This window comes from Sphingobium jiangsuense, from assembly GCF_014196495.1.
GTDB lineage: Bacteria > Pseudomonadota > Alphaproteobacteria > Sphingomonadales > Sphingomonadaceae > Sphingobium > Sphingobium jiangsuense.
On sequence record NZ_JACIDT010000018.1, the window covers coordinates 48,342 to 68,449 of the forward strand.

At 65.5% G+C, this 20,108-nt stretch carries 29 protein-coding genes and 1 pseudogene; 3 read left to right on the forward strand and 27 right to left on the reverse strand.

The window, feature by feature from the left end; translation table 11 throughout:
- Positions 1-50 precede the first annotated feature (50 nt).
- Both GGR43_RS18835 and GGR43_RS18840 read left to right on the forward strand, forming a co-directional pair.
- The gene (locus GGR43_RS18835) at positions 51-365 is read left to right on the forward strand and encodes a helix-turn-helix domain-containing protein (RefSeq protein ID WP_011950442.1); all 315 of its coding nucleotides are present in this window, start codon (positions 51-53) and stop codon (positions 363-365) included.
- Between the two features lie 2 nt (positions 366-367).
- Positions 368-1,648, forward strand: coding sequence for a SulP family inorganic anion transporter (locus GGR43_RS18840; protein WP_011950443.1), 1,281 nt, complete (start codon positions 368-370; stop codon positions 1,646-1,648).
- Positions 1,649-1,771: 123 nt separating this feature from the next.
- Here GGR43_RS18840 and GGR43_RS18845 read toward each other — a convergent pair whose 3' ends face one another.
- The 18 genes from GGR43_RS18845 to GGR43_RS18930 form a co-directional block, all read right to left on the reverse strand.
- Positions 1,772-2,323, reverse strand: coding sequence for a DUF736 domain-containing protein (locus tag GGR43_RS18845; protein WP_011950444.1), 552 nt, complete (start codon positions 2,321-2,323; stop codon positions 1,772-1,774).
- A 221-nt stretch (positions 2,324-2,544) separates the two neighbouring features.
- On the reverse strand, positions 2,545-3,111 hold the full coding sequence (locus tag GGR43_RS18850; RefSeq protein WP_011950445.1) for a hypothetical protein: 567 nt from the start codon (positions 3,109-3,111) through the stop codon (positions 2,545-2,547).
- The gene (locus GGR43_RS18855) at positions 3,108-3,380 is read right to left on the reverse strand and encodes a hypothetical protein (RefSeq protein ID WP_011950446.1); all 273 of its coding nucleotides are present in this window, start codon (positions 3,378-3,380) and stop codon (positions 3,108-3,110) included. The genes GGR43_RS18850 and GGR43_RS18855 overlap by 4 nt, the downstream gene beginning before the upstream one ends.
- 108 nt (positions 3,381-3,488) lie before the next feature.
- Entirely contained in the window at positions 3,489-4,427 is a 939-nt protein-coding gene (locus GGR43_RS18860; protein ID WP_011950447.1) for a hypothetical protein, read from the reverse strand.
- A 77-nt stretch (positions 4,428-4,504) separates the two neighbouring features.
- The gene (locus GGR43_RS18865) at positions 4,505-4,789 is read right to left on the reverse strand and encodes a hypothetical protein (protein ID WP_011950448.1); all 285 of its coding nucleotides are present in this window, start codon (positions 4,787-4,789) and stop codon (positions 4,505-4,507) included.
- A gap of 12 nt (positions 4,790-4,801) precedes the next feature.
- Positions 4,802-5,497, reverse strand: coding sequence for a hypothetical protein (locus GGR43_RS18870; RefSeq protein WP_011950449.1), 696 nt, complete (start codon positions 5,495-5,497; stop codon positions 4,802-4,804).
- Positions 5,498-5,689: 192 nt separating this feature from the next.
- Positions 5,690-5,887, reverse strand: a complete 198-nt coding sequence (locus GGR43_RS18875) for a hypothetical protein (protein WP_017183644.1) — start codon at positions 5,885-5,887, stop codon at positions 5,690-5,692.
- Between the two features lie 41 nt (positions 5,888-5,928).
- Entirely contained in the window at positions 5,929-6,243 is a 315-nt protein-coding gene (locus tag GGR43_RS18880) for a DUF7673 family protein (RefSeq protein WP_011950450.1), read from the reverse strand.
- A 190-nt stretch (positions 6,244-6,433) separates the two neighbouring features.
- A complete protein-coding gene (locus GGR43_RS18885) occupies positions 6,434-6,844 on the reverse strand; it encodes a type II toxin-antitoxin system VapC family toxin (protein WP_011950451.1) in 411 nt (136 codons plus the stop codon).
- Positions 6,844-7,104: a type II toxin-antitoxin system Phd/YefM family antitoxin gene (locus GGR43_RS18890; protein ID WP_017183643.1), complete on the reverse strand. Its 261-nt coding sequence runs from the start codon at positions 7,102-7,104 to the stop codon at positions 6,844-6,846. Before GGR43_RS18890 ends, GGR43_RS18885 begins: the two co-directional genes overlap by 1 nt.
- Before the next feature lie 33 nt (positions 7,105-7,137).
- Entirely contained in the window at positions 7,138-7,530 is a 393-nt protein-coding gene (locus GGR43_RS18895; protein ID WP_017183642.1) for a DUF6915 family protein, read from the reverse strand.
- Positions 7,531-7,533: 3 nt separating this feature from the next.
- Complete coding sequence (locus GGR43_RS18900; RefSeq protein ID WP_011950454.1) at positions 7,534-8,004, reverse strand: DUF6878 family protein; 471 nt, start codon at positions 8,002-8,004, stop codon at positions 7,534-7,536.
- A 2-nt stretch (positions 8,005-8,006) separates the two neighbouring features.
- Positions 8,007-8,519, reverse strand: coding sequence for a hypothetical protein (locus GGR43_RS18905; RefSeq protein WP_026002487.1), 513 nt, complete (start codon positions 8,517-8,519; stop codon positions 8,007-8,009).
- Positions 8,520-8,645: 126 nt separating this feature from the next.
- Entirely contained in the window at positions 8,646-9,110 is a 465-nt protein-coding gene (locus GGR43_RS18910) for a DUF736 domain-containing protein (protein ID WP_011950456.1), read from the reverse strand.
- 137 nt (positions 9,111-9,247) lie between these two features.
- Entirely contained in the window at positions 9,248-9,574 is a 327-nt protein-coding gene (locus tag GGR43_RS18915) for a hypothetical protein (RefSeq protein WP_011950457.1), read from the reverse strand.
- Positions 9,575-9,788: 214 nt separating this feature from the next.
- Entirely contained in the window at positions 9,789-11,450 is a 1,662-nt protein-coding gene (locus tag GGR43_RS18920; protein WP_011950458.1) for an ATP-binding protein, read from the reverse strand.
- Between the two features lie 193 nt (positions 11,451-11,643).
- On the reverse strand, positions 11,644-11,946 hold the full coding sequence (locus tag GGR43_RS18925; RefSeq protein ID WP_017183247.1) for a hypothetical protein: 303 nt from the start codon (positions 11,944-11,946) through the stop codon (positions 11,644-11,646).
- Positions 11,947-11,949: 3 nt separating this feature from the next.
- On the reverse strand, positions 11,950-12,654 hold the full coding sequence (locus tag GGR43_RS18930) for a hypothetical protein (RefSeq protein WP_011950459.1): 705 nt from the start codon (positions 12,652-12,654) through the stop codon (positions 11,950-11,952).
- A gap of 331 nt (positions 12,655-12,985) precedes the next feature.
- Between GGR43_RS18930 and GGR43_RS18935 the strand changes: the two genes are divergently transcribed.
- Positions 12,986-13,912, forward strand: a complete 927-nt coding sequence (locus GGR43_RS18935) for a Ros/MucR family transcriptional regulator (protein WP_011950460.1) — start codon at positions 12,986-12,988, stop codon at positions 13,910-13,912.
- Between the two features lie 67 nt (positions 13,913-13,979).
- On the opposite strand, the gene GGR43_RS18940 is transcribed toward GGR43_RS18935, so the two are convergent.
- The 9 genes and pseudogenes from GGR43_RS18940 to GGR43_RS18980 form a co-directional block, all read right to left on the reverse strand.
- Positions 13,980-14,750 carry a PRTRC system ThiF family protein gene (locus GGR43_RS18940; protein WP_011950461.1) on the reverse strand — a complete coding sequence of 257 codons (771 nt, stop codon included), beginning with the start codon at positions 14,748-14,750 and terminating at the stop codon, positions 13,980-13,982.
- Positions 14,645-15,400, reverse strand: coding sequence for a PRTRC system protein A (locus tag GGR43_RS18945; RefSeq protein WP_017183250.1), 756 nt, complete (start codon positions 15,398-15,400; stop codon positions 14,645-14,647). The genes GGR43_RS18940 and GGR43_RS18945 overlap by 106 nt, the downstream gene beginning before the upstream one ends.
- Positions 15,397-16,221: a PRTRC system protein B gene (locus GGR43_RS18950; protein ID WP_011950463.1), complete on the reverse strand. Its 825-nt coding sequence runs from the start codon at positions 16,219-16,221 to the stop codon at positions 15,397-15,399. The genes GGR43_RS18945 and GGR43_RS18950 overlap by 4 nt, the downstream gene beginning before the upstream one ends.
- Before the next feature lie 7 nt (positions 16,222-16,228).
- A complete protein-coding gene (locus GGR43_RS18955; RefSeq protein ID WP_230461523.1) occupies positions 16,229-17,038 on the reverse strand; it encodes a hypothetical protein in 810 nt (269 codons plus the stop codon).
- Positions 17,039-17,168: 130 nt separating this feature from the next.
- Positions 17,169-17,393, reverse strand: coding sequence for a hypothetical protein (locus GGR43_RS18960; protein WP_129927365.1), 225 nt, complete (start codon positions 17,391-17,393; stop codon positions 17,169-17,171).
- A 2-nt stretch (positions 17,394-17,395) separates the two neighbouring features.
- The gene (locus GGR43_RS18965) at positions 17,396-17,602 is read right to left on the reverse strand and encodes a PRTRC system protein C (RefSeq protein WP_041380136.1); all 207 of its coding nucleotides are present in this window, start codon (positions 17,600-17,602) and stop codon (positions 17,396-17,398) included.
- A gap of 48 nt (positions 17,603-17,650) precedes the next feature.
- Entirely contained in the window at positions 17,651-18,076 is a 426-nt protein-coding gene (locus tag GGR43_RS18970; RefSeq protein WP_011950465.1) for a PRTRC system protein E, read from the reverse strand.
- A gap of 35 nt (positions 18,077-18,111) precedes the next feature.
- Positions 18,112-19,761: a PRTRC system ParB family protein gene (locus GGR43_RS18975; RefSeq protein ID WP_011950466.1), complete on the reverse strand. Its 1,650-nt coding sequence runs from the start codon at positions 19,759-19,761 to the stop codon at positions 18,112-18,114.
- A 159-nt stretch (positions 19,762-19,920) separates the two neighbouring features.
- Positions 19,921-20,016: pseudogene (locus GGR43_RS18980) on the reverse strand (DUF3768 domain-containing protein); the annotation flags it as partial.
- Between the last annotated feature and the right edge of the window lie 92 nt (positions 20,017-20,108).

The following is a 20,108-nucleotide window of genomic DNA, read 5'->3' on the forward strand; positions in this document are numbered from 1 at the left end:
TACAACGCTTTTAAGCGATCCTTGACGTCATTTCTGATGTATTTTACATCATGCCGATGCTCACTCCGGCCCAGCTTCGCGCGGCGCGCGCGCTTCTCGGAATCGACCAGCGCACGCTCGCCGAGCGCGCCGGCGTATCGCTTCCCACGATCCAGCGGATGGAAGCGGCGAGCGATGGCTATGTCCGGGGCGTCGTCGACACCTTGACCAAGGTGGTCGACGCGCTCGAACGCGAGGGCATCGAACTCATCCGGGAAAACAGCGTTAGCACGAGTGGCGGGCGTGGCGTCCGGCTGCGCGATCCCACCAGCCCGACCCTGCGCGAGCCCGTGCGGCGCACGCCGGACAATGCGTCGGCGTCATAGCGATGCCTGACGGAACGGCGACATCGCATCTCTTCCGGCCGAAGCTGCTCACGGTCCTGAGCGAGGGCTACTCCTTCTCGTCGTTTCGCAAGGACGTGCTGGCCGCCGTGACGGTCGCGATCGTCGCTCTGCCGCTGTCGATGGCGATCGCCGTGGCTTCGGGGGTGTCGCCCGAGCGAGGGCTCTATACCGCGATCATCGGCGGATTCCTCGTTTCGGCCTTGGGCGGTAGCCGCTATCAGATTGGGGGTCCCGCCGGGGCTTTCATTGTTCTGGTCGCGGCGACCACGACGAAATTCGGTCTGAACGGCCTCCTCGTCACCGTGATGCTGTCCGGGGCCCTGCTGACGCTGATTGGACTTTCGCGGCTGGGCTCATTGATCCGCCATATTCCCCATCCGGTGACGGTGGGCTTCACCTGCGGCATTGCGGTGACGATCTTCTCCGGAGAAATCCGGGACCTCTTCGGTCTTCATCTCGACGGAGCGGAACCTGGCCCCCTCATCCCCAAGCTGGTGGGGCTGGGCAACGCGGCTTCGACGGTGACGCCCGCGGCCGCGGTGCTCGGCCTGGGATGCGCCGCGCTGATTTTCGTGGTGCGCCGGTTCCGGCCGAACTGGCCCGGTATGCTGATCGCGGTCGTCCTGGCTTCGATAGCTGCCGCCTGGCTGCAGCTTCCGGCAGAGACGATCGGCAGCCGTTTCGGAGAGATCCCGCGTGGGCTTCCGACGCCGCAGGCGCCGCAGCTGTCGTGGGCGCTGGTTCTCCAGCTGCTGCCGTCGGCCCTGTCGTTTACGCTGCTCGGCGGCGTCGAAAGTCTGCTGTCAGCGAAGGTCGCCGACAGCATGTCCGGGCGCAAGCATCGCTCCAACATGGAGCTTGTTGCGCAGGGGCTTGCCAATATCGTGTCCGCCTTGTTCGGAGGGATCAGCGTCACCGGCACGATCGCACGCACAGCAACCAACATTCGGGCCGGCGCGATCAGTCCGCTGTCGGGCATGATGCACGCGCTGTTCGTCCTGCTCTTCATGCTCGTCGCGGCACCGCTCGCACGGTACGTTCCGCTCTCCGCGCTCGCCGGCGTCCTTCTGGTGGTGTGCTGGAACATGGCCGAGAAGGCGGAGTTTCTGCGCCTGATCCGCAGCTGGCCCACGGCCTTGGTGCTCCTGGCGACCTTTGGGCTGACCCTGGTCAAGGACCTGACCTTCGGGATCGTCGCGGGATGCGTCGTCGCTGCGCTGCTGGCCATGGCACGACGACGGGTTCCGCAAGAGGGAGACTGAAGCCGGAATGCAGACGTGCGGGCTGCCGGGTAAATGAAAACAGGGCCCGCTTCGCGAGAAGCGAAGCGAGCCCAGCGGGAGGGTGTGCCCGGCCTGGAGGTGTGGGACCGGGCACGGGGAGGTTCAGACGGTTTCGGGCTCCTCCGCCTGCTCCGGCGCGCGCTGACGACGCTGCCGGCGTCCGCCTTCCTGCTGCTGTTCCTGCTGCGGCTCGCAGCCGAAGGCATGGCTTGCGGAGGACTGTCCGAGGCCGGCTTCGGTGCCCTGTGTGGCGGGGCCGGCGGTCTCGTCGGCGCCGGGCAGCGGCGGCAGGCCCTCGTCGGCCTTGGGCGCCATCTCCGAGGCGAGGTCGCGGCGGCGCGTCGGGCGCGACCACACGACGTTGTAGCTGCCGTCCTCCTGACGGAACGCCGACACGTAGAGCGGCGCGGCCAGGCTCGGATCCTCGATCTTGCCGTTGAGGAACGCCTCGCCCGTGCCGTTAGAGAAAAGCTCGAACAGCGCACCCACCTGCACCCACGCCCGCGATGCCGACAGCGCCAGCACCTCGTACTTCGGCGCCTTCGGATTGGCCGAGTGCACCTCGCGCAGCGCGATCGTCATGGCAATCGTCAGCGTCGCGATCTTGCCGACGAAAATGCCGGCGTCATTCTGCTTGATCGAACCGATATTCATGGGAAAGTCTCCTGAAAGCCGGTCTCGAACACTGTGTCCGAGCCAACTTCCTCCTTCCCCACTCCCCTCCTCGGCCGTTCGGCCGAGCAGGCGCGCAAGCGCCACATCCGAGGCCCGCTTCCGCGGCCTCGGGGCGAAAATGGATCTGTGAGGGGATGCCGCTGATCGCCTTAAAGCGGTCAGGCCGCCCCGGGCCGCCGGTACTGGCTGGGCGATGACAGCTACAAGGAAGCAGGCCGCTCGCTCGCGGTCCTGCTGCGGTCGAAGGCCTCGACATGGCGACGGGCGAGGTCGCGCTTTGCGATGCCGTGCCAGTAATGGTCGTCATGGCCGTCATAGTCGCCGCGACCATTGAGCCGGATCGTGTCGCCATATTGCTCGATCCGCTGGCCGTTATAGGTCAGCAGCACTTCGCCTTGGGTGACGCTGAAACGCTTGCGCTCGATGACCAGCTTGTCGGAATCATAAGGCGGCGGCTGACGCAGATAGTCGGCGCGCTGCCTGTTGGCCGCGATCGCCGTGCAGAGCCGGTCGACATGATCCGGATCGTTCGAGACGATGCTGAAGATATGAGAGCGATCGAAGAAGTTGCCGAAGAAGCTGACGGCATTCTCGACGCCTTCCAGCCATTCGCCGCGCAGATTGCGGGCGTCGCGTTCGACAAAGTCGCCATATTTTTCGAACAGACGGTTGAGCGGATGATCGCGCAGGATCTCGATCAGCGCGTCGATCGCCGCGTCGGCGGTCTCTGTGCGCAAATGGCCGTTGCTCAGGACGATGGTGGTCATGGTCGTTCCCCTTGGGACTGAACGTGGTCGGACGAGGGAGAGCCGACCGGCTTGGCCAGCTCGGCCGCGCGGCGCTCGAAGATGTCGGCGAGCTGCGCGGGATCGCTGCCGGGCCGGGCTTCGATGATGTTGTCGCGGAAGCTGACGTCGATGCCGACCCTCAAGGCGTTGCAGTGTTCGACGGCCTCGCGGCATACATCTGCCGGGTCGCAGCAGGCTGGGGCGCTGGCTGCCAGGACCTTCCATCGCAGGCCTGAAATTACGATCATGTGATCCTCCATGTCGGAAGCGGTAGGTCAGCGGGCCGCGACCGATGGCATGCGGTCACAGCAACGATCGCGGTAGCGCGTGGGCGAGTGCTACGTGCGTGACCCCGGTCAGACTTCAAGATAGCAATCATGGGCGAGGCAGAAGGCCTCGGCGACGGATTCGCCCTCGCACAGCAGCCGCGGTTTCCGCGAACCGCCCCAGACAGGGCGCGGTAGGTCGTCGCCCATGGCGAAGCGCCAGCGGGTCGGACCGTTGGCGGCCTCGAGGATGAAGCCGGTCTCGCTCGCGTCGAACCGCAGGATTGTGGGCCTTTCGGCTCCGAAGTCAGGCATGTCGAGGATCTGATGTTGACCGGCATAGCGATGCTCCCAGGGCGGGAAGTCCGCGAGCTGATCGGGATGCACACCGAGGATTCGCTGATCGACAGCGATCGCAAGTGACCGATGGTCCGGCGCTGGCCGTATCTCCTCGCGCGTGAGCCAGATCCATCCGTCGGAGTAGGTCAGCGGCAGCACCATCCATGATCCCCCGTTGCATTGCCAGCCCGCGAGGCCGACCCCGCCTTGTCCATAGCTCCCCAGATGGCTCGAAAAGGCGGTCAGCGTCCGGTCGATGGGCCACTGCGGCGGCATCGGTCCAATCAGCGAACTGCCGCGCACGGCGCGAAACGAGCCGCGGTCCAGAACGTCCCAGCGGTCGGCCTTGCGGCACAGCGAGTCACGGCGGCGGGACAGATCGAGCACGCGGCGCGCTTTGTGGATCGGATCCTCGCCATGGCGAACGCCTACCTTGACGGTGAACGCGAACGAGGCGGCGCTGGGCCTGTCGGTTTCGGGACAATCGAGATCGAGAATGACCTCATGGCGTATCGGGGAGTGGGCCTTGTCCGGTTCCACCGTAAGCGTGGCGTTCCATTCGAGCCTGCGGCGCTCATACCAGCCTTGCAAGAGGATCCAGCTGCGCGCACGGTCCGTGTTCCCGGCCTCGGCGTGCTCGAGAATCCAGTGAGGGACACGCGCCGTGAAGGCGACATGATAGGTCGACATGGAGAATCCTCCTTGGGATGGTCGGTCTGGGGGGTCAGGAGGGAGCAGGCGCGGACCGGTTGCCTGCGCGTGCGTGGTCAGGCGTATTGCGGCCGGACTTCGGGAAATGCCGGCGGCGCCGTCCATTCGAAGACGATGGCGGCATAGCGCCCACCGTCGTAGAGGACGGAATCGACGCGGCGGCGGTGGCGCTGTAACCGCTCGAGCAGGCGATTGGCGCGATCGGCAAGCTGGACGGCGCGGGTCTCGGTGGGCGCGAGCGCCAGCAATCGAGCCAGTTCGCCGGTATCGTACCACCAGGCACCTTCTTCAGGCCCACCATAGGCGCGGTCGATCTCGTAGAGAGCGATGATGAAGCGCATGGGCGGGCTCCTTCAGGAGATCGGCGCCGGCATGGCCAGCCATTCCGGCTGATCATGGGCGATGGGAACGTCGAAACGGCCGGCCTCGGCTTCGGAGAACACGGTTGCGGTGCTTAGCTCGCCAAAGCCCGTGTCATTGTTCCAGAACAGCAGACCCTCTTCAGCATCTCGCGTGGTGAGGACGTAGCCGTCGGCGCCTTCACGGTGCTCGCGCGAAAGCGCCCGCTCGAGGAGCTGGGCCGATGAGGCGAATTCGAAGCGATCCTCGCGGATCACGACATAGCCGCCGCCGAATTCGCCAGGGCGCAGGCGGTCGCAATCGAGGCAATATTCGAAGCCGGCCGGCAGCGCGGATTTCGCGACCTTCTGGATCAGTTGCGCGGCGGTTTCTACGTCGAACTGATCGCCATGGAGCCAGACCTTGCACCGCCCTGTCCCATCCGACGGATCGACCTGGACGGAGAAGCCGAGCCGTGGATAATCGGGATCGCTCAAGATCGCGAGGAAGCCGCCGAAGGGATCGGAGTCGATCGGGGGAAAACAGGCGGCGAAGCCCGCGCCAAGGTCGGCATAGGCTGCAGCGCGCTGATCGGGTGCGAGGCGGGAATCGCCAACGATCTCGGCAGCCTCGCCGACATGCCGGAAGATTTCGGCCTCGGCATCGGTGACAGCGAAGGTGAAGCTCGCCTTGGTAAAATGGTTGGCCATAATGGCTCCTCAGGAAGGGCGTGCGGCGCAAGGCCGGTCCCCGGCCTCGGAGACAGGCCCGGCCGCCATCCTCTTCCCCCCTTCCCTCCCCGTGCGCGGAGCGCGGACGGCAGAAGACGTGCGGAGAAGCTTCTCGGCCTCGGTCAGCGATGGTCGGAAGGCCCGGCCGGCGTCACCGCCGGGTTGGCGCGTTCAGCTCGTACGCTTGCGCCGGCGGGGAGGCCCGACATGGTCGGCCGACACTTCGAGATCCACCGCGAGCTGGGTGAGCGTACGGTGCGCACCCAACCGCTGGAGCCCGTCCATGCGCCCGTCGAGCTTTATGGTCTCGATCCGCGAGCGAACGAGCGAAGCGGCGACGCGCAGCGTGTGGGGATCAAGCTCGGCCATGGGACTCGACAATAGCGCCGATAGCGTCCCGATGCGAGCGCTCAGCCATCCTCGTCGGCGAAGTCGCGCCAGCGCCCGACCAGTTCGATCATCTCGGCCTTGCGACCGAAGGCATCGGGGTAGATCGCACCTTCATGCTGGCCAAGAAATCCAATGATGGTCGTGATATGGGTCGCGATCGTCGCATCGACACCGAAGAGATCGGCGATGGGAAAATGACCGCAATCCTCGCCATTCCACCAGGCGAGCAGGAAGTTGGCGGCGCGGCGCGCCTGGCCCGTGTCGGACCGGGCAAGATCGATCAGGCGATCGAGAGCTTTTCCCGCAGCGGCCTTGCCGAAGGGTGCCGCGGTCACGCCGGCCGCGTTTCTTCATTGAAAGCGTCCGCTGCTACCGGAGGACGAGCAGCTGCAACATTTTTGCGATCATCTGCATTGAAGTCGGGGAGGCGCAGCACTTCCCGCCTGGATGTGTCGCCTGCTTTCGGATCTTTGTGCCGAGACTTCATGGTCTGTCACCTCAAATCAACTTCGGCTCAGCGCCAGTTCAATGCCAGGGATTTAGGAGGTTGGCCGGCGTGCGCTCGAAATCCGCAACGTTGCGGGTAACAAGCGTCATCGAATGCACAACCGCCGTCGCGGCGATCAGACCATCCCGCTCCGGTTGGGGATCCGGCACATGCAATGCGGCGCACCGCATCGCGACTTCGGTGTCGATCGGGATGATGCGATCATCGAACGCCGCCAGCACGTCGGTTTGAAACCATGTCCGCAAAATGCGGCCGGTAGAAGCATCGACGCGCTCCTTGGCTAAAATGCCTAGTTCAATTTCGAGGACCGATATGACCGAAATGTAGCACTGGTCGACATCGGCTTCGTCCGCCCAGGATGTCACCTCGGGAGGCAGCCGTTCAGGTCTGCGAAGCGCGGAGATGACGTTCGTATCTAGGAGAAACATCAATCCAGATCCGCCGGTCGGACGATATGATCCAGCTTGCTGGGTTCGAAGTCAAAGTCAGCATCGTCGCCGGCTTGCGCCAAGGTCGCGAGCAAGCTGCGGGGCTTCTTGCCCTGCCGTCGATGATAATCCTCGATCGTCATGAGCACATGGGTGGGCCTGCCCCGTTCGGTGATATAGACAGGGCCCTTGCGGGCAGCTTTCTTTGCCCGGCTCGCACCTTGGTTGAAGTCACGACTTGAAATGGTTGTCATGTTCATAAGAGCCTCGCACTTGGGCATGTAGCCATGTTACTACAATTGCGTCGCTGGAGCAACCCGGCACATGTTTTCAACATCTGGATCCAATCCCGGTGACCCGGCCGGGTTGCCCCGAAGAATCCACGGCATCGGCTGGATGAGCCGCGCCCAGTCAGCGAAGGAGGGAATACGGCCAAGATCCTCTTGGACGTGCTGTTCCCCGATCAACCGCACCGGGATATCCCGTCCATCAGCGTTTCGGATCGTCACGCCGAAGACCGTCTCGAGCATGAATATGCCCTCTGCATGGTGGCGCAAGGAACGGTGGCGGGGGTCCGCGACGATCTTCTTCGACTCGTCGAACCATTGGTGGAGGGGCAGATAGTCCTCGGCCTCGCCGCCCCAGCGCTTCACGGAGCTGAGCGCGTGATAATAGCAGTGCGACATCGCCTATAGCTCCGCCTCGGTCGTGTCATAGTCGATGAACCGGCTGTTGTGCGTGAGGGTCACCGCGCCGCTGGCGACGTCTATGGCGATGGTGCCATAAGCGCCCTCCCCGTCCTCCCAGCCGGCGTGCCGCGCGCAGATGGCGTTGTCGACGAAGGCGCTCAGAGCATCCTCGAGGTCGATCGTGCGGGTCGACACTTCGCCGCTATAGGCGAGGCTATGGTGATCGCAGAGGATGCGCGGCAGCGCGATCTCGCCTTCCAGCGTGTAGGCATTGACATCACCGACGCTGCCTTGGTCGCCGCCGCCATCGTAGTGGATTTCGACACGGACAATGCCATGATCGAGCAGATGCGGGAGGAAGGCATCCTTGCAGCGCGCCTCGACTGTCCGCACGGCGGACAGGGCCGCCTGCAACTCGGCCTCGATCGGATCGGTGATGGCGGCATCGGCAGATTGATCTGTCGCGGTCATGGTCAAATCTCCTCGGGGAGGCGCTGTGCGGCCTCGGCGCTGCGGGGATAGCCTGCAGCCAGATTGCGGTGGAGTATCGCGAAGTCGGCGACCGGGAAGTGTCCGTCGGGGCCGGGCCGCGTGGCGAGGAGCGCCCCCATGACGATGTCGTCGATCGAGCTTCGCTCGACCTTGGGGGCCTCCCCGTCCTCATAGCAGACCGGCGCGGCGAAGCCGGCCTCGATCCAGCTGCCAAGGCCGTTCTCGACGGTCTCCGCATAGGTGGCGACGGTGGAATCGCGCCGCGTGGCGCTTGCATCGACCTTGAGACCGAGCGTGTAATAGACGCCGAAATCGTGCCGGTTGGTCAATGTGAGCAGCGCGCAGCCGTCAGGCGGCGGACCGAAACGGGCGATGATTGCCGCGCGGTAGGTGGCGACCTCAAGGCGGTTCAATCGCTCGAAGTCGGATGTGTGCCCGAGCTGGGCGCAATCCTCGTTCGCTGGCGCGCCGCCCAGATCGATGATGTCGGACATGGCCTTCTCCAATTCGGTGAGCAACCAGCCCAAGCCCCCTCTCCTCTGCGGCCGCACGGCCGGGGAAATTGCGAAAAGCCCCCGCTCCGCGAAGAGCGAGGGCCTTTCGTGACTTGGCGTGTGCGATCAGCCAGCGAAGGCATGGCTTGCGGAGGACTGTCCGAGGCCGGCTTCGGTGCCCTGTGTGGCGGGGCCGGCGGTCTCGTCGGCACCGGGCAGCGGCGGCAGGCCCTCGTCGGCCTTGGGCGCCATCTCCGAGGCGAGGTCGCGGCGGCGCGTCGGGCGCGACCACACGACGTTGTAGCTGCCGTCCTCCTGACGGAACGCCGACACGTAGAGCGGCGCGGCCAGGCTCGGATCCTCGATCTTGCCGTTGAGGAACGCCTCGCCGGTGCTGTTGGAGGCAAGCTCGAACAGAGCACCCACCTGCACCCACGCCCGCGATGCCGACAGCGCCAGCACCTCGTACTTCGGCGCCTTCGGATTGGCCGAGTGCACCTCGCGCAGCGCAATCGTCATCGCGATCGCCAGCGTCGCGATCTTGCCGACGAAAATGCCGGCGTCATTCTGCTTGATCGAACCGATATTCATGGGAAAGTCTCCTGAAAGCCGGTCTCGAACACTGTGTCCGAGCCAACTTCCTCCTTCCCCACTCCCCTCCTCGGCCGTTCGGCCGAGCAGGCGCGCAAGCGCCATTTCCGAGGCCCGCTTCAGCGGCCTCGGGGGGTTTAGGAGCGAGTGCCGAAGAGACTCAATTTGGCTCGCGTCTGGTGGACGCCGTCCACCATCCCGATGGTCGCGTGCCGGTCGGCGGCGAGGGACGCCGCCAGCGTTTCGGGAATGTCCGCATAGGCTTCGACGACGCGGATCGCGGCCTCGGGGGTCGGCAGTTCCCCCGGCTCCGTGCCGAGCCAGATCGTTGCTTCGCCCTCGTCGGGCTCGTCTTCGGTGGGCGTGAAGACTTGCGCGAAGAAGCTCTGCAGCGGGCGATCCCATCCGATCACCGCCTTGATGACACCGTTTCCGGGCCTCGGCTTCAGTTCGTAGCGGCTCATGTCTGGCTCCTGCGGATACGATGGTTGACGTGCCGGGCCGCGCCTTCGGCGCTGCGCAGTGCCTTGCGAACGGCCCTGGCGGCACGCGGGGCGCCGCTCCTGGCGAGAAGGTTACGCGCGGCGCGCAGATGGTCAATCGCCTCCGCCACGGCGGCGCGATCGGCCGGCGCCGCTCGTTTGATGGATCGCATGGCTTGGTCCTCCAATTATGCCGTCAGGATGCCGCCACCTGGTTGGTGGGCTGGAGCTCGATGGCGATCGCGTCGCGGCCGATCACCGCCGAGAACTGCCGGCCTTCGGGCACGAACCATTGGGCGCGATAAGCGATGATCGCCCGCAGGCGCTCGACGAGCGCGGCATCGTCGCCGAGCAGAAGGCGGGTAGCCATTTCCCTGGCGTCGAGAAGGAAGCGGTCGTTTTGGGTCTCCCAGCTATCAGCGTCGCGATCGTCGCTCGCGCAGAAGCAAGCGGCTTCCAGCAGATCAACCAGCTCCTCGGGCGAGACGGCGTCGCGAGAGCCCAGCAGGATATTCGCATCTTCGAAGGTCCAGAACAGGCCATCGTCATATTCGATGACGACAGGTGCCGGGACGGTAATCGTTTCGGGCTGCGGACCTGTGATTTCAAGCACGAGGTCGAGCCGTTCGACCGGGCCGCTTTCGAGACCGGGTAGCTCGGTGCAGTCGAAGACATGGGCGCGGCCATCGCGCTCGATCTCGAAGCGGAGCGCGGCGATGCGCTGCAGTGCGTCGTACCAGCTATATCCGGCCATGGCAGTGTCGGGGTCAGCCAAGCGTCCTCTCAGACGGCCATCGCGGGCAAGCGCGAACGCCGCGCATTGTTCGAGTGGCGGACCGAAGTCATCGACGAGCATCAGGTTATCGGCGGGGATGAGCCCCTGACTCTCGCGCCCGCTGTTCTGGTCGGCAGTCGCCGGGATCCATGCCCGCAAGAGCGGCGTCGCCTCGGGCAGATCGACGCCAAGCTGGGCGGCCTCGGTCCACTGCGCATGAGACAGTCGATGGCTGCCGAGCGAGGCGATGTGCCGGTAGATCGTCTTGAGCACCCTATTGCGAAGCGCTTCGAGGGCGGCGTTTTCGACCATCTCCTTGCGGGCCGGCAGGACGAGCTGCAGGGCCGGCGCATCGACGATATCGACCCGGGCCCACCAATGGCGATCCTTCTCGTCGACTGACGGCAGGACGCAAGGAACCGTGAGGCCGTGAAAATTGATGCGCGGTTGATGGGGCGTCGTGCGCCCGTCGGTGAACAGGCCGATCCGCACGCCATCGACCTCCTCGACCACATCGGCCCCGGCGAGCCAGTCGGCTTGCGTAAGGGGTACGCCGTTGAAACGGATCGGTGTGGGACAATAGCGCGCCGCGCCGCTGGCCACTGCTTCGAGATTCCTAGTGCAATCGTCGTCGAGCAGAAGACGGATTGCAGTTCCGAAGCCATGATCGCAGGGGGCGACAGCTATCGGTGCGCCCGATTCCCAATGGTCTGGTCCGATGGTGATAGCCCAGCCCTCGCCCGGACCGCGCGGGCAGGAGCGGATTTCGACATGGCGACCGGCAAGGCTGAAGACGCCCATGCCGGCAGGGTCTTCGCGCCGCGCGATGTTGTCGTCCCAGCCCGAGCGCCCGAGCGCCAGGATCACGGCGGGATCGGCGATACCCGCGCCGTCATCCGCGATGACAAGCCAGCTCTGCCCGTCGGCCTCGGCAACATCGAGATCGATGACCGTCGCGCCGGCTCTGCGCGAATTCTGGATGAGCTCAGCCAGGGTGTCGACCAGCGTGTTGTTGAAGAGGCGCGTCACCTTGGTGATCGCGGCGGGATCGACCTGGCTGTGGATGACGGTGGGAAGGGGCATCGGGGTCTCCTGGACAAGAGCGGACCTGCTCCCCCGGCCCTCCCCTTCTCCCCTTTCGCAACCGATCAGGCACAGCGGCGCTGGTCTCGGCCTCGGTCTCGATGTGGACGTAGCGCTCGCCGTTCGGACGCCGCTTGCGGATATGGAGTTTCCTCGGGACGGCGATTTCGGATGGGAGGACCAGAGCGCGCGGTCAGGTGCCGGACGCGATCTGGTTATCGTACAGTGGCCGGTCGTCCGGACGCCACTCGCCTGGAAGCCAGATACGGCCGTTGTAGCTGATGCGGCCGACAGGCATGTGTTCGAGGAGCAGGGTGGCTTCAGGGAACATACTTGCGCCCAGGCCGTTCATGTCCCGCCGATCGCAGTAAAGGCGCGAGGCGTCAGCCCAGTCAGCCGCCCAGATGTCGGGATAGCCCTTCTGCACGATACGGAATGGTCGGCGCCGACGCGGAGGGCTCTGGCAGACGGCGCCGCCCTTGACGATGAGGGCCATGTCTCACGCGGCCTTTTGCACTATCCACTCGTACAGCAGATGGGCGTCCGGCTCATATTCCGATCCGATCGAGATGCGAACGAACTTGCCATCGCACGCGAAAGCCGACGCCCGCGGGAAACCGAGATAGGATTTGCCTTCGAGGATCAGATCGCCCGAGCGCACCTTGGTGATCGTCCGCGTGGTCCCAATTGCGCGATGCCCTGCCGGCGCATCGACCAGTTTGAGGGCGTCGCCCGCTTTTACGCGCTTCTTGAAGGCGGCCAGCGATACGATCGCGTCGACCGGATTCTTCAGTCCGTTGCGTTTCGCGAGCGCCGACCAATAAACCTGTCCAATGCGCGCTTCGCAGTAGAAGGAGCAGGACCAGAAGTCCTGTAGAGGGTTGGTGCGGGTAGTTCCGAACCGCTCCATCTGGTCGCGGATCGCGACCTGCGCGGCCTCCTGAGCGTCACGCCCGGTCAGATCCTCGGGCCAGTCGAGGATCTCAGCGGTGATCTTGCGTCCTCCCGCGAATTTCTGGGTCTGGATCGCAAAGGACGCGTTCGGAAAGCACCGCGCCAGATGCGGTTCGATGCGGCCAGCGAGGGTCGCAAGATTATCACTGGGACGATAGAGATCGCCCTGATAATGGAAGTTGCCTCGATCGTCATATGGGGTCTGGCTATAGAGGCGCGCGGGCGCGCCCGACGAAGTGGTGTCGGTCATTACATATTTCCTCGGATGATTGGTTTTCCGCCGTTCGCGGGCGGAGAATGTCAGGCGCCCGGAAGAGACGCCTCGATTTCGTTGGTGAGAGGCTCTTCACTCAATGCAGCTTCATTTGCTTGAGCAGGTGAAGGAGAAAGAGCCCCTCAACGAAGCTGTCCGCCATAAATTTTCTCGATGAGACAGTTGCGCGGCCCAATCGCCACGCCATCCATGAGTTTCTTTCTCCCTCCCTTTGACTTGCACGCCGAATGACGGCACGTATCTGTTTACGCTTGCGCAATCACGCATGGGTCAAGACCAGTCTATCCAAACAAAAGAAGGAACCTGCATGGCCGAGGCCGAACAGTCGGACGTGATGTCTCTGACCGTGGCGCTGCTCAGCGCCTATTTTGCGAACAACACCGTGCCGAGCAGCGAACTGCCCGCGCTGGTCGAGGGAACTCGAAAAGCCTTGTTGGGCGATGCACCAGTGGTGTCGCCAGCCCCTGAAGAGACAGTGTCCGCGCCGGTGTCAGTTGAACCAGCGGCTGTGCCGCCGACACCAGCCCCCGAGTTCAAGCCAGCGGTGACGGTAGATGCAAGCCTTGCGTCGCCCGATCAGATACTGAGCCTGATCGACGGCAAGCCTTATAAGTCCCTGAAACGCCATCTCTCGACTCACGGCCTGACGCCCGCAGAATATCGCGCGCGCTATGATCTGCCCGCGGACTATCCCATGGTCGCACCCGGTTATTCCGCCGCGCGCCGGGAGGCCGCCCTGAAACTTGGTCTTGGCGGCAAGCGGAAGGACGTCGCCGCTAATCCGGCGCTAGCCGAGGCGGGCAGCGAAGCCCCGGCAGCCGAAGTGGCGCCTGCGGAAGTGGTCGCGGAAGTGCCCGCGCCGGTGCGCAAGGCTCGAGTGAATGCCTCTGCCCCGGCAACTAAGGCGAAGCCCAATGCCGTAGCCGGGAAGGGCAAGCCCAGCGCTGTCGCCGAGACCGTTGCGGCGCCGGCAGGCGAGCCGGCCCCAACGCCCGAAGCGACTGCCAGCGAAGCTGCGCAAGTGAAGGCGACGCCCGCTCGCGGGCCGCGCGCGAAGGCAGCCCCTGCAAAGGCCTCGCCAAAAACGTCGAACGCCAAGGCCGCCATCGGCAAAGGGAAACCGGCAGCGGCTGTCGAGCCTGCAAAGCCAAAGCGCAGCCGTGCGACGAAAGCTGACACCCCGCCGACAGCACCGGTCGAAATCGCTCCTGCTGAAACGGCCTCGGCAGAATAATGCTATGGTCCGAGCGCGGTGACGCAACCGGACCATCACCGTTCACAGGGGTGGCGAGCCACCTGCTTTAGCACAGGGAAACGACCTTCATAGGTAGCGGGATCGGAACGCTGTACCCGGTGGCAAGATTCACGAAGGCGCCGGCGTGGCCAATCGACCCGCGTCCGAGCAGATCGAACAGGAGCGCCAGCGCGTGGCTCGCAAGCACCCGGTTGACGAAGAGCGACTGGCGCTCGAGCGCCTCGGCGACCGAACAGGAGGGCGCATCGTCTTCGGCCAGGCCCTCGTCGGCGAGTTCGGGAAAAGCCTCGAGCACCGTTGGAAGGCGATTATCGTCGCGGCCGGTTCCACGGCCCGGGCATCCGATCAGATATTGGCCGTCGCTGGCGCGGTTGCCGAGGTCCAACCAATAGATGGGCGGGTTCCGCGCATCCTGCAGCGCCGCGCCCAGCGCGCGGCGGGCCGAGGCCGTGTCGACGCAGCTGATGAGCACATGGCTGTTGTCGACGCCGATCGCTCCGGGTGCGCGGCCGTGGACCGCCTTCCAGGCCAGACCATGGGCAAGGTTGATCCGTTCGGTCAGCGTCCTCGCCTTCGAATTGCCGAGATCGCAGCGGTAGAAGGGCTGGCGGCCGAGATTCGCCTCGGTGACGATGTCTTCGTCGACCACGGTGACCTCGAGCGAGCGTGAGGAAATTGCGCGCAATGCGGTATCGAGCGAGGCGAGCCCCATCAGCATTTGCGCTCCGTTTCCACCGCATCCCACGAGCAGGATTCGGACAGCGCTGTTGTCGAAGGCGGCGGGAAGATAGTGGCGCTTGGGGCTCTCAGGCTGCATGGATTGTCTCCGGAAAATGGACTGCGCGGTACGGCCAGGAACATGCCGCCCGCGCAGAGCCGCGCTGCCATGACCGGGCCAGCGGGATCGTGGAGCCGGCCGATGACGAGCGAAATTTTCGTAGCGTGGGCGTCGTCCGCATCGTCGGTCGCGCTGAAATAGGCGGGCCCCCGCCCGTGGCTGTGGATGTCGCAGACCATGTGCCAGCCCGGCTCGCAGACCGGGGGGCGATAGACGAGGCGTGTCGGCGTGGCGTCGTCGATTGCCGGAAAATCGACCGCGAACGTGTTGGTCGTCTCGTTCCAGAGGATGAAGGCCGCAGCCTCGTTGGGCAGAGCCGCCCGGAAGTGATCGAGGATCGCAGCCAGATGCTCGCCAGGGATCAGTCCGCAGCGCAGGTCGGCCTTGGGTGACCCGATGCTGCCATAAGGAAGATAGGCGGCGATCGGCGGCGTCACCGGCGCATCGAGAGCAAGCCATGGCCGGCGCAGGATGAGCATTACGCCATCCTTGCCCACCGCAAGGCCGTGGCCGGCACGGCTGCCGCGAAGCGCGTCGAGTGCCGGCGAGCCACCGCTCGATGGCACCGGATAGCAGGGCACGACAGCGAGCAGTGCCGCCGCGGTCGGATCTTCGGCGATCATGATCATCTCCCTGCCGCTGCGGCAACGAGCATACCGACCGTGACCGCATCAGCGGCGGGACGGACTTGCCGCTGGCCGGCGGCAGGATGGAAGGATCGGAGCCGCTTCACCGGAAAACGACGCGCGCCGCGCGCGGCAAGATCGTCCCAGAGCCTGACCAGGCCGCCCTTCCCCGTGACCGTCCGCTCCTGGCCGGGGTTGGGGTGAGTTGACCAGCTGTCGAACACCGCGCGCTCGAATTCCGAGATGGCGGCAACGCCCAGTGTTTTCGGCCTCGGGATGTTGCCCCAGCACAGCCGGCCTTGGATGAAGACGTTGAGGATCGGCGAATGGAGCACCGGCGTGTCGGCGGCAGGGCGCTCGCTTGCGGCAAGCGCGTAAACGCCGAGGCCGGAGCGCGTGGCGACGAACAGATGGGCCGGGTATGGCACCGCGACGGTAGTGCGCCGTGCGAGCGCCCGAAGGCCATCGGGGGGCGACGACAGCGCAAAATAGGCTTGGCGCACCTGCTCCGGCACCCACCAGGCGAGGACGTCCGGGTGGGAGACAAGCACATTGGCCGGCAGGATCTCTGGAACCGCGGTCCGGCCCAGCGCCTCTGTCCATTGGCGCAGCTGTGCCCGCGACAGGGGCACGCCGGCGGCGATCGTCGGACGCCCGTCCGCATCGTGCTCGACGGCATGCATGCTGGCGAAGGCCGCCGCATCCGGCCTTGGAGCGCCATAAGGGCTGGGCGTGCGGGGCGTTCCCGCCTGATAGAGCAGAACGGCGTTGGTCAGGACGAGACCGCCGCCAGTGGTTTCGAAGTGGCTGCTGTGATCGGACATGACGGCCTCACGGATTGGGTGGGTCGAAGCGGACGAGGTCCTGGGCGGCGAGCAGGAACTGGACGCCGAGGCGCAGGCTTGCGAACCAGTCGTCGATCCGGCTGACATCGGGCAGCGGGCAGATGCCGCAGACGTCCATGAAGCCCATTTCCATGCCGTGGCGGGCGACATCGTCGAGCTCGCGCGCGAACTCATCGAAAGGCACGAGCGTCAACGGCGGCAGGGACGAGCATTCCTCGATCCCCGGCACATATTCGTAGAGAATGTCGGTATCGAAGTGCCAGGCGTTGCGGTCCGATGGCAGCCGCTTGAGCGCCTTGTGCGCGTCGCGAAGCTGGCAGAGCGCCTCGCGCAGGCCCTTCGGAAGGGCGGCCGGTTTCGCCGCGTTCGCGCCGATCATCCAGTCAGGCCGGCGCGCGTTCATCTCCGAAGGCATGGTCTGCTCTTCGAGTTCCTCGGCGCTGAGGCCGTGATAGGCGATCAGGCTCTGGCGCGCGCCCTCGTCGTCGATCTCCCCGTCCCAGTAATACATGGAGATTTCGTCGAAGAGGTCCTGGTAGCCGAAGATCGGGAGCGCGGTGCCGAGGGTTTCGCCGAGCGCCGCATAGGCCGCGGCACGCCAGGGGGTGGGCGCCTCGCCGGTTTCGATCCAGCCGAGATCCAGCTGTCCGAGGCTGTCACACGCGACCGCGATCGCCGGCGGGTTGGCGTCTTCGCCGGTGAGGACCGCGATCCGCAGGTCGACGATTTCGATCGGGTCCAGGATCTCGAGCACGGCAGCGTTGAAAACCTGCTCGATGCGGCGGCGGGCACTCACACGGGTGTATTGCTTGGCGCTCGGCTCTCGCCCCGCGACCCAGCGGCCGATCAGCTTGTGGTGATTGCTGAGGGGCTGGTCGAAGGTCGCGGGAATGTCGGCCGATAACGCGACCGTTCGCCCCGCGAGGTCAACCGAGGGGCGCGAGCCTGAGACCGGGAGGAGGCTGGAGCGGCTCCGGCGCTTCGCCTTTGCCGTTGTCGGGATCGGGGAGGATCCGCGCGTGAAGCGCCTTGGCCTGGGCGCTGCAGGAAGGCTGGGGGAACTCGCTCGTGTTGCCATCGTCGTGCTCGATCCATTCGAGGAGCGTCTTGCGCGGTGCGGCGGGGATCGGCGCGTCGTTGCCGCAGGGCACGATCAGCCCTTGGTGCCGACGGCGCGGCGATATTCGGTGACGTGGGCGGTGCCCGACACGCCGGCGTCCACCGCCTCGGCAGTGAGAATCGCCGGGTAGAGGGTAGCATGATAGGCGCGCAGAGCTTGGCGGTCGTCCGCAAGGTGCGGCGGCACGGGCAGGTCGATGCCGTCGTAGCGATAGGCGCGGGTGAGCTGGTTGATCTGCATGGCTGGCCTTCCGGGCTGGTGGTGATCGGGAAGTTCAAGGGCGGCGCGTCACCAGAGGCTGGCGGGCTCCTCGGCCTTGGCATCGACCGGCGGGCTGCTGGGAGCCGGCGTCTTCGGTGAGGCTGCAGGCGCGGGCGTCTTGGGCGCAGCCGCCTTGGCTTTGGCTGCCTCGGCGGCGGCCGCCCGTGCGGCTTCGGCAGCCTGTCGCTGCTCCGCGATCTGATCGGCAAGGGTGCGGCGCGAGGCGATGAGCTGGCCGAGCGCGCCGTCAGGGCCCCGGGCGAGCTCCGCATCGATTTCTGCGGCGGTCGCCGTGATCGAGATCGGCCGGGTTTCGCTGGCCTCGAGATTGTCCTTTGCGCCTTCGGCCTTGCGCGGAAGGATGGTCAGGGTGACCGTGTCGTTGGCGCCGGCGACAAGATCGAAGCCGAGCGAGTAGCGGGCGAGCATAGGAAGAAGGCTGGAGATCAGCATGGCGTTCGGTCCTTGTGTGAGATTGGAGAAGCGGGTCAGGCGGCTTGTCGGGAGAGCGGCTCTTCGGCTTGGGCCGGCACGGGGGGCGGGCCATATTGGCCGTCGAGCGTCATCGAGCTCGGCAGGCGGCCGGCCCAGTCGAAGCCGGTGGCGTTGAGCATGCCAGCGATCAGGTCGGCCTTCTTCGCACTGAGCAGCTTGGCGAACGCCTTTTCGCTTACATGCGCGACGAGGCCGCACTCCTGGGCGATGAACCTGAGTTCGTCCTTGGTGTAGCGCTCGAGGAATGTCTTATCGACCTGCCAGACATCGCGCAGGTCGACGTCGAAGGTCCGGGCGAGGTCGGCGACATGGCCGAAGGTGAGCACATCCTTGGCATAAGCGGCGCCGATCGCGGAAAGCACCTTCTCGGCCTGAGCCTCGGGCAACGCGCGGATCTCCGCGATCTTGGCGCTGTAGGCGAGCTCCGGGAACGAGGCGCCCACCAGCAGGCCGGCGCGGGCCTTCAGCGTCTCCGGTTTGATCTGCGAGAGCGTGCCCGACATCGCGGCGACCAGGATCGCGGTCTGGGCGTGCGCGGCATTGCCGGCGAGCGCACGGGCGAGCGCGGTGCGCCACGTCGCCTCGCGCAGGTCGCTGGTGCGGCCGGCGATCGACTTGACGGTGACCGTTGGCTTGTGCGCCTGGACTATACTGCCCTTGGATTGAACGACAGTGGGCGGCGTGGATGCGGGCGTGGCTGCCGTGCCCGAAGGCGAGGCGCGGTCGCCTGCCTCTTCCTGATCGTCCGCTTCCGGCGGGCTCTGGTCGATGGCGTCGTCTTCGTCGTCATCCTGTTCCTCGTCCTCGATGTCGTCTGCGGGCGGCGGCGCCGCTGCCTTGGCCGCGGCAGCGGCGCGCTCCTGCTCCTCGCGTTGGGCGGTTTCCCACGCCTCGGTCTTGAGCTGGAAGCAGCCCGGATTGGTGCAATGGCCGTCATCGACATGGGTTTCGAACAGGGTTCGCTGTGCGGCCGAGTTGAACGGACAGGTGGTGCAGTCGGTCTTGTCGAAGCACGCCGCGCCGAGATTCTGGGTGACGCGCATGAGGAGGTCGCGGGTCTTGCTGACATCGAGACCGGAGCCCAGGATGGTCTCGAGGGCCTTGTCCTGCTTGTCGGCGGGGATCGCGGCGAGGAGTTCAGCATGGCCGACCTTGATCCGCCGTTCGTCGAGCGCAAGTTTGACCGCCTCGGAGAGTTCGGCGAGCGCCAGGCGGCGATCGAGCTTGGCCCGCGACCAGCCCAGACGCCGCGCGGCCTCGGCGCGATCGTTACGGCATGCGGCGAGCACGCGAACGGCCGCGTCCGCTTGTTCCGTCTCCGAGGCGTCGTCGCGATTGTCGTTCTCGTCGATTGCCGCCTCGAGGGCCTCCTGGTCGGTCATCTCGCGGATGATCGCGGGCACCTCGCCGTCGGAACCGAACGCTTCCAGCGCCGCCCTGTACCGGCGCTCGCCGGCGACGATGGCGTAGCTATCGTCCGAGCTGGGTGCCGGACGAACCAGGATCGGCTGCAGGATGCCACGAATGCGGATCGAAGCGACGAGATCGTCGTGCTTTTTCCGGTCGAAATAGCGACGCGGATTGTCGCCCTTGACGATGCGCGAGAGCGGCAGCGTGGCGCAGCTCGGTTCTGGAGTGCTCAAGACGGATCTCCTCGTGGAATGGGAAGGCCGGGTCGGCCGGGGTCGCGTGCCTTCGGTTCTGCGAGCCTCACGCTCGCCTTCCCCCTCCCCTCGCGCGGCCCGGAGGGCTGGAAGAGCGCGCAGTCGATTTCGAAAGGTTGGATTTGCCCGCGGACGCGGTCAGTAATCGTCGGCGAGCATGACGGTGAGGACGCGCCGAGTGATCGAGGCATCTGCCGGGTCTTCGGAGCCGCACTCGAGCGCCATGTCGTAATAGATCCTATGCAGATCGGTTTCGGCTATTCCGTTGAACCGTCAACTTTCGCGGAGAACGTCTCATGGAGAACCAGTCATCGGATTATTGCGTT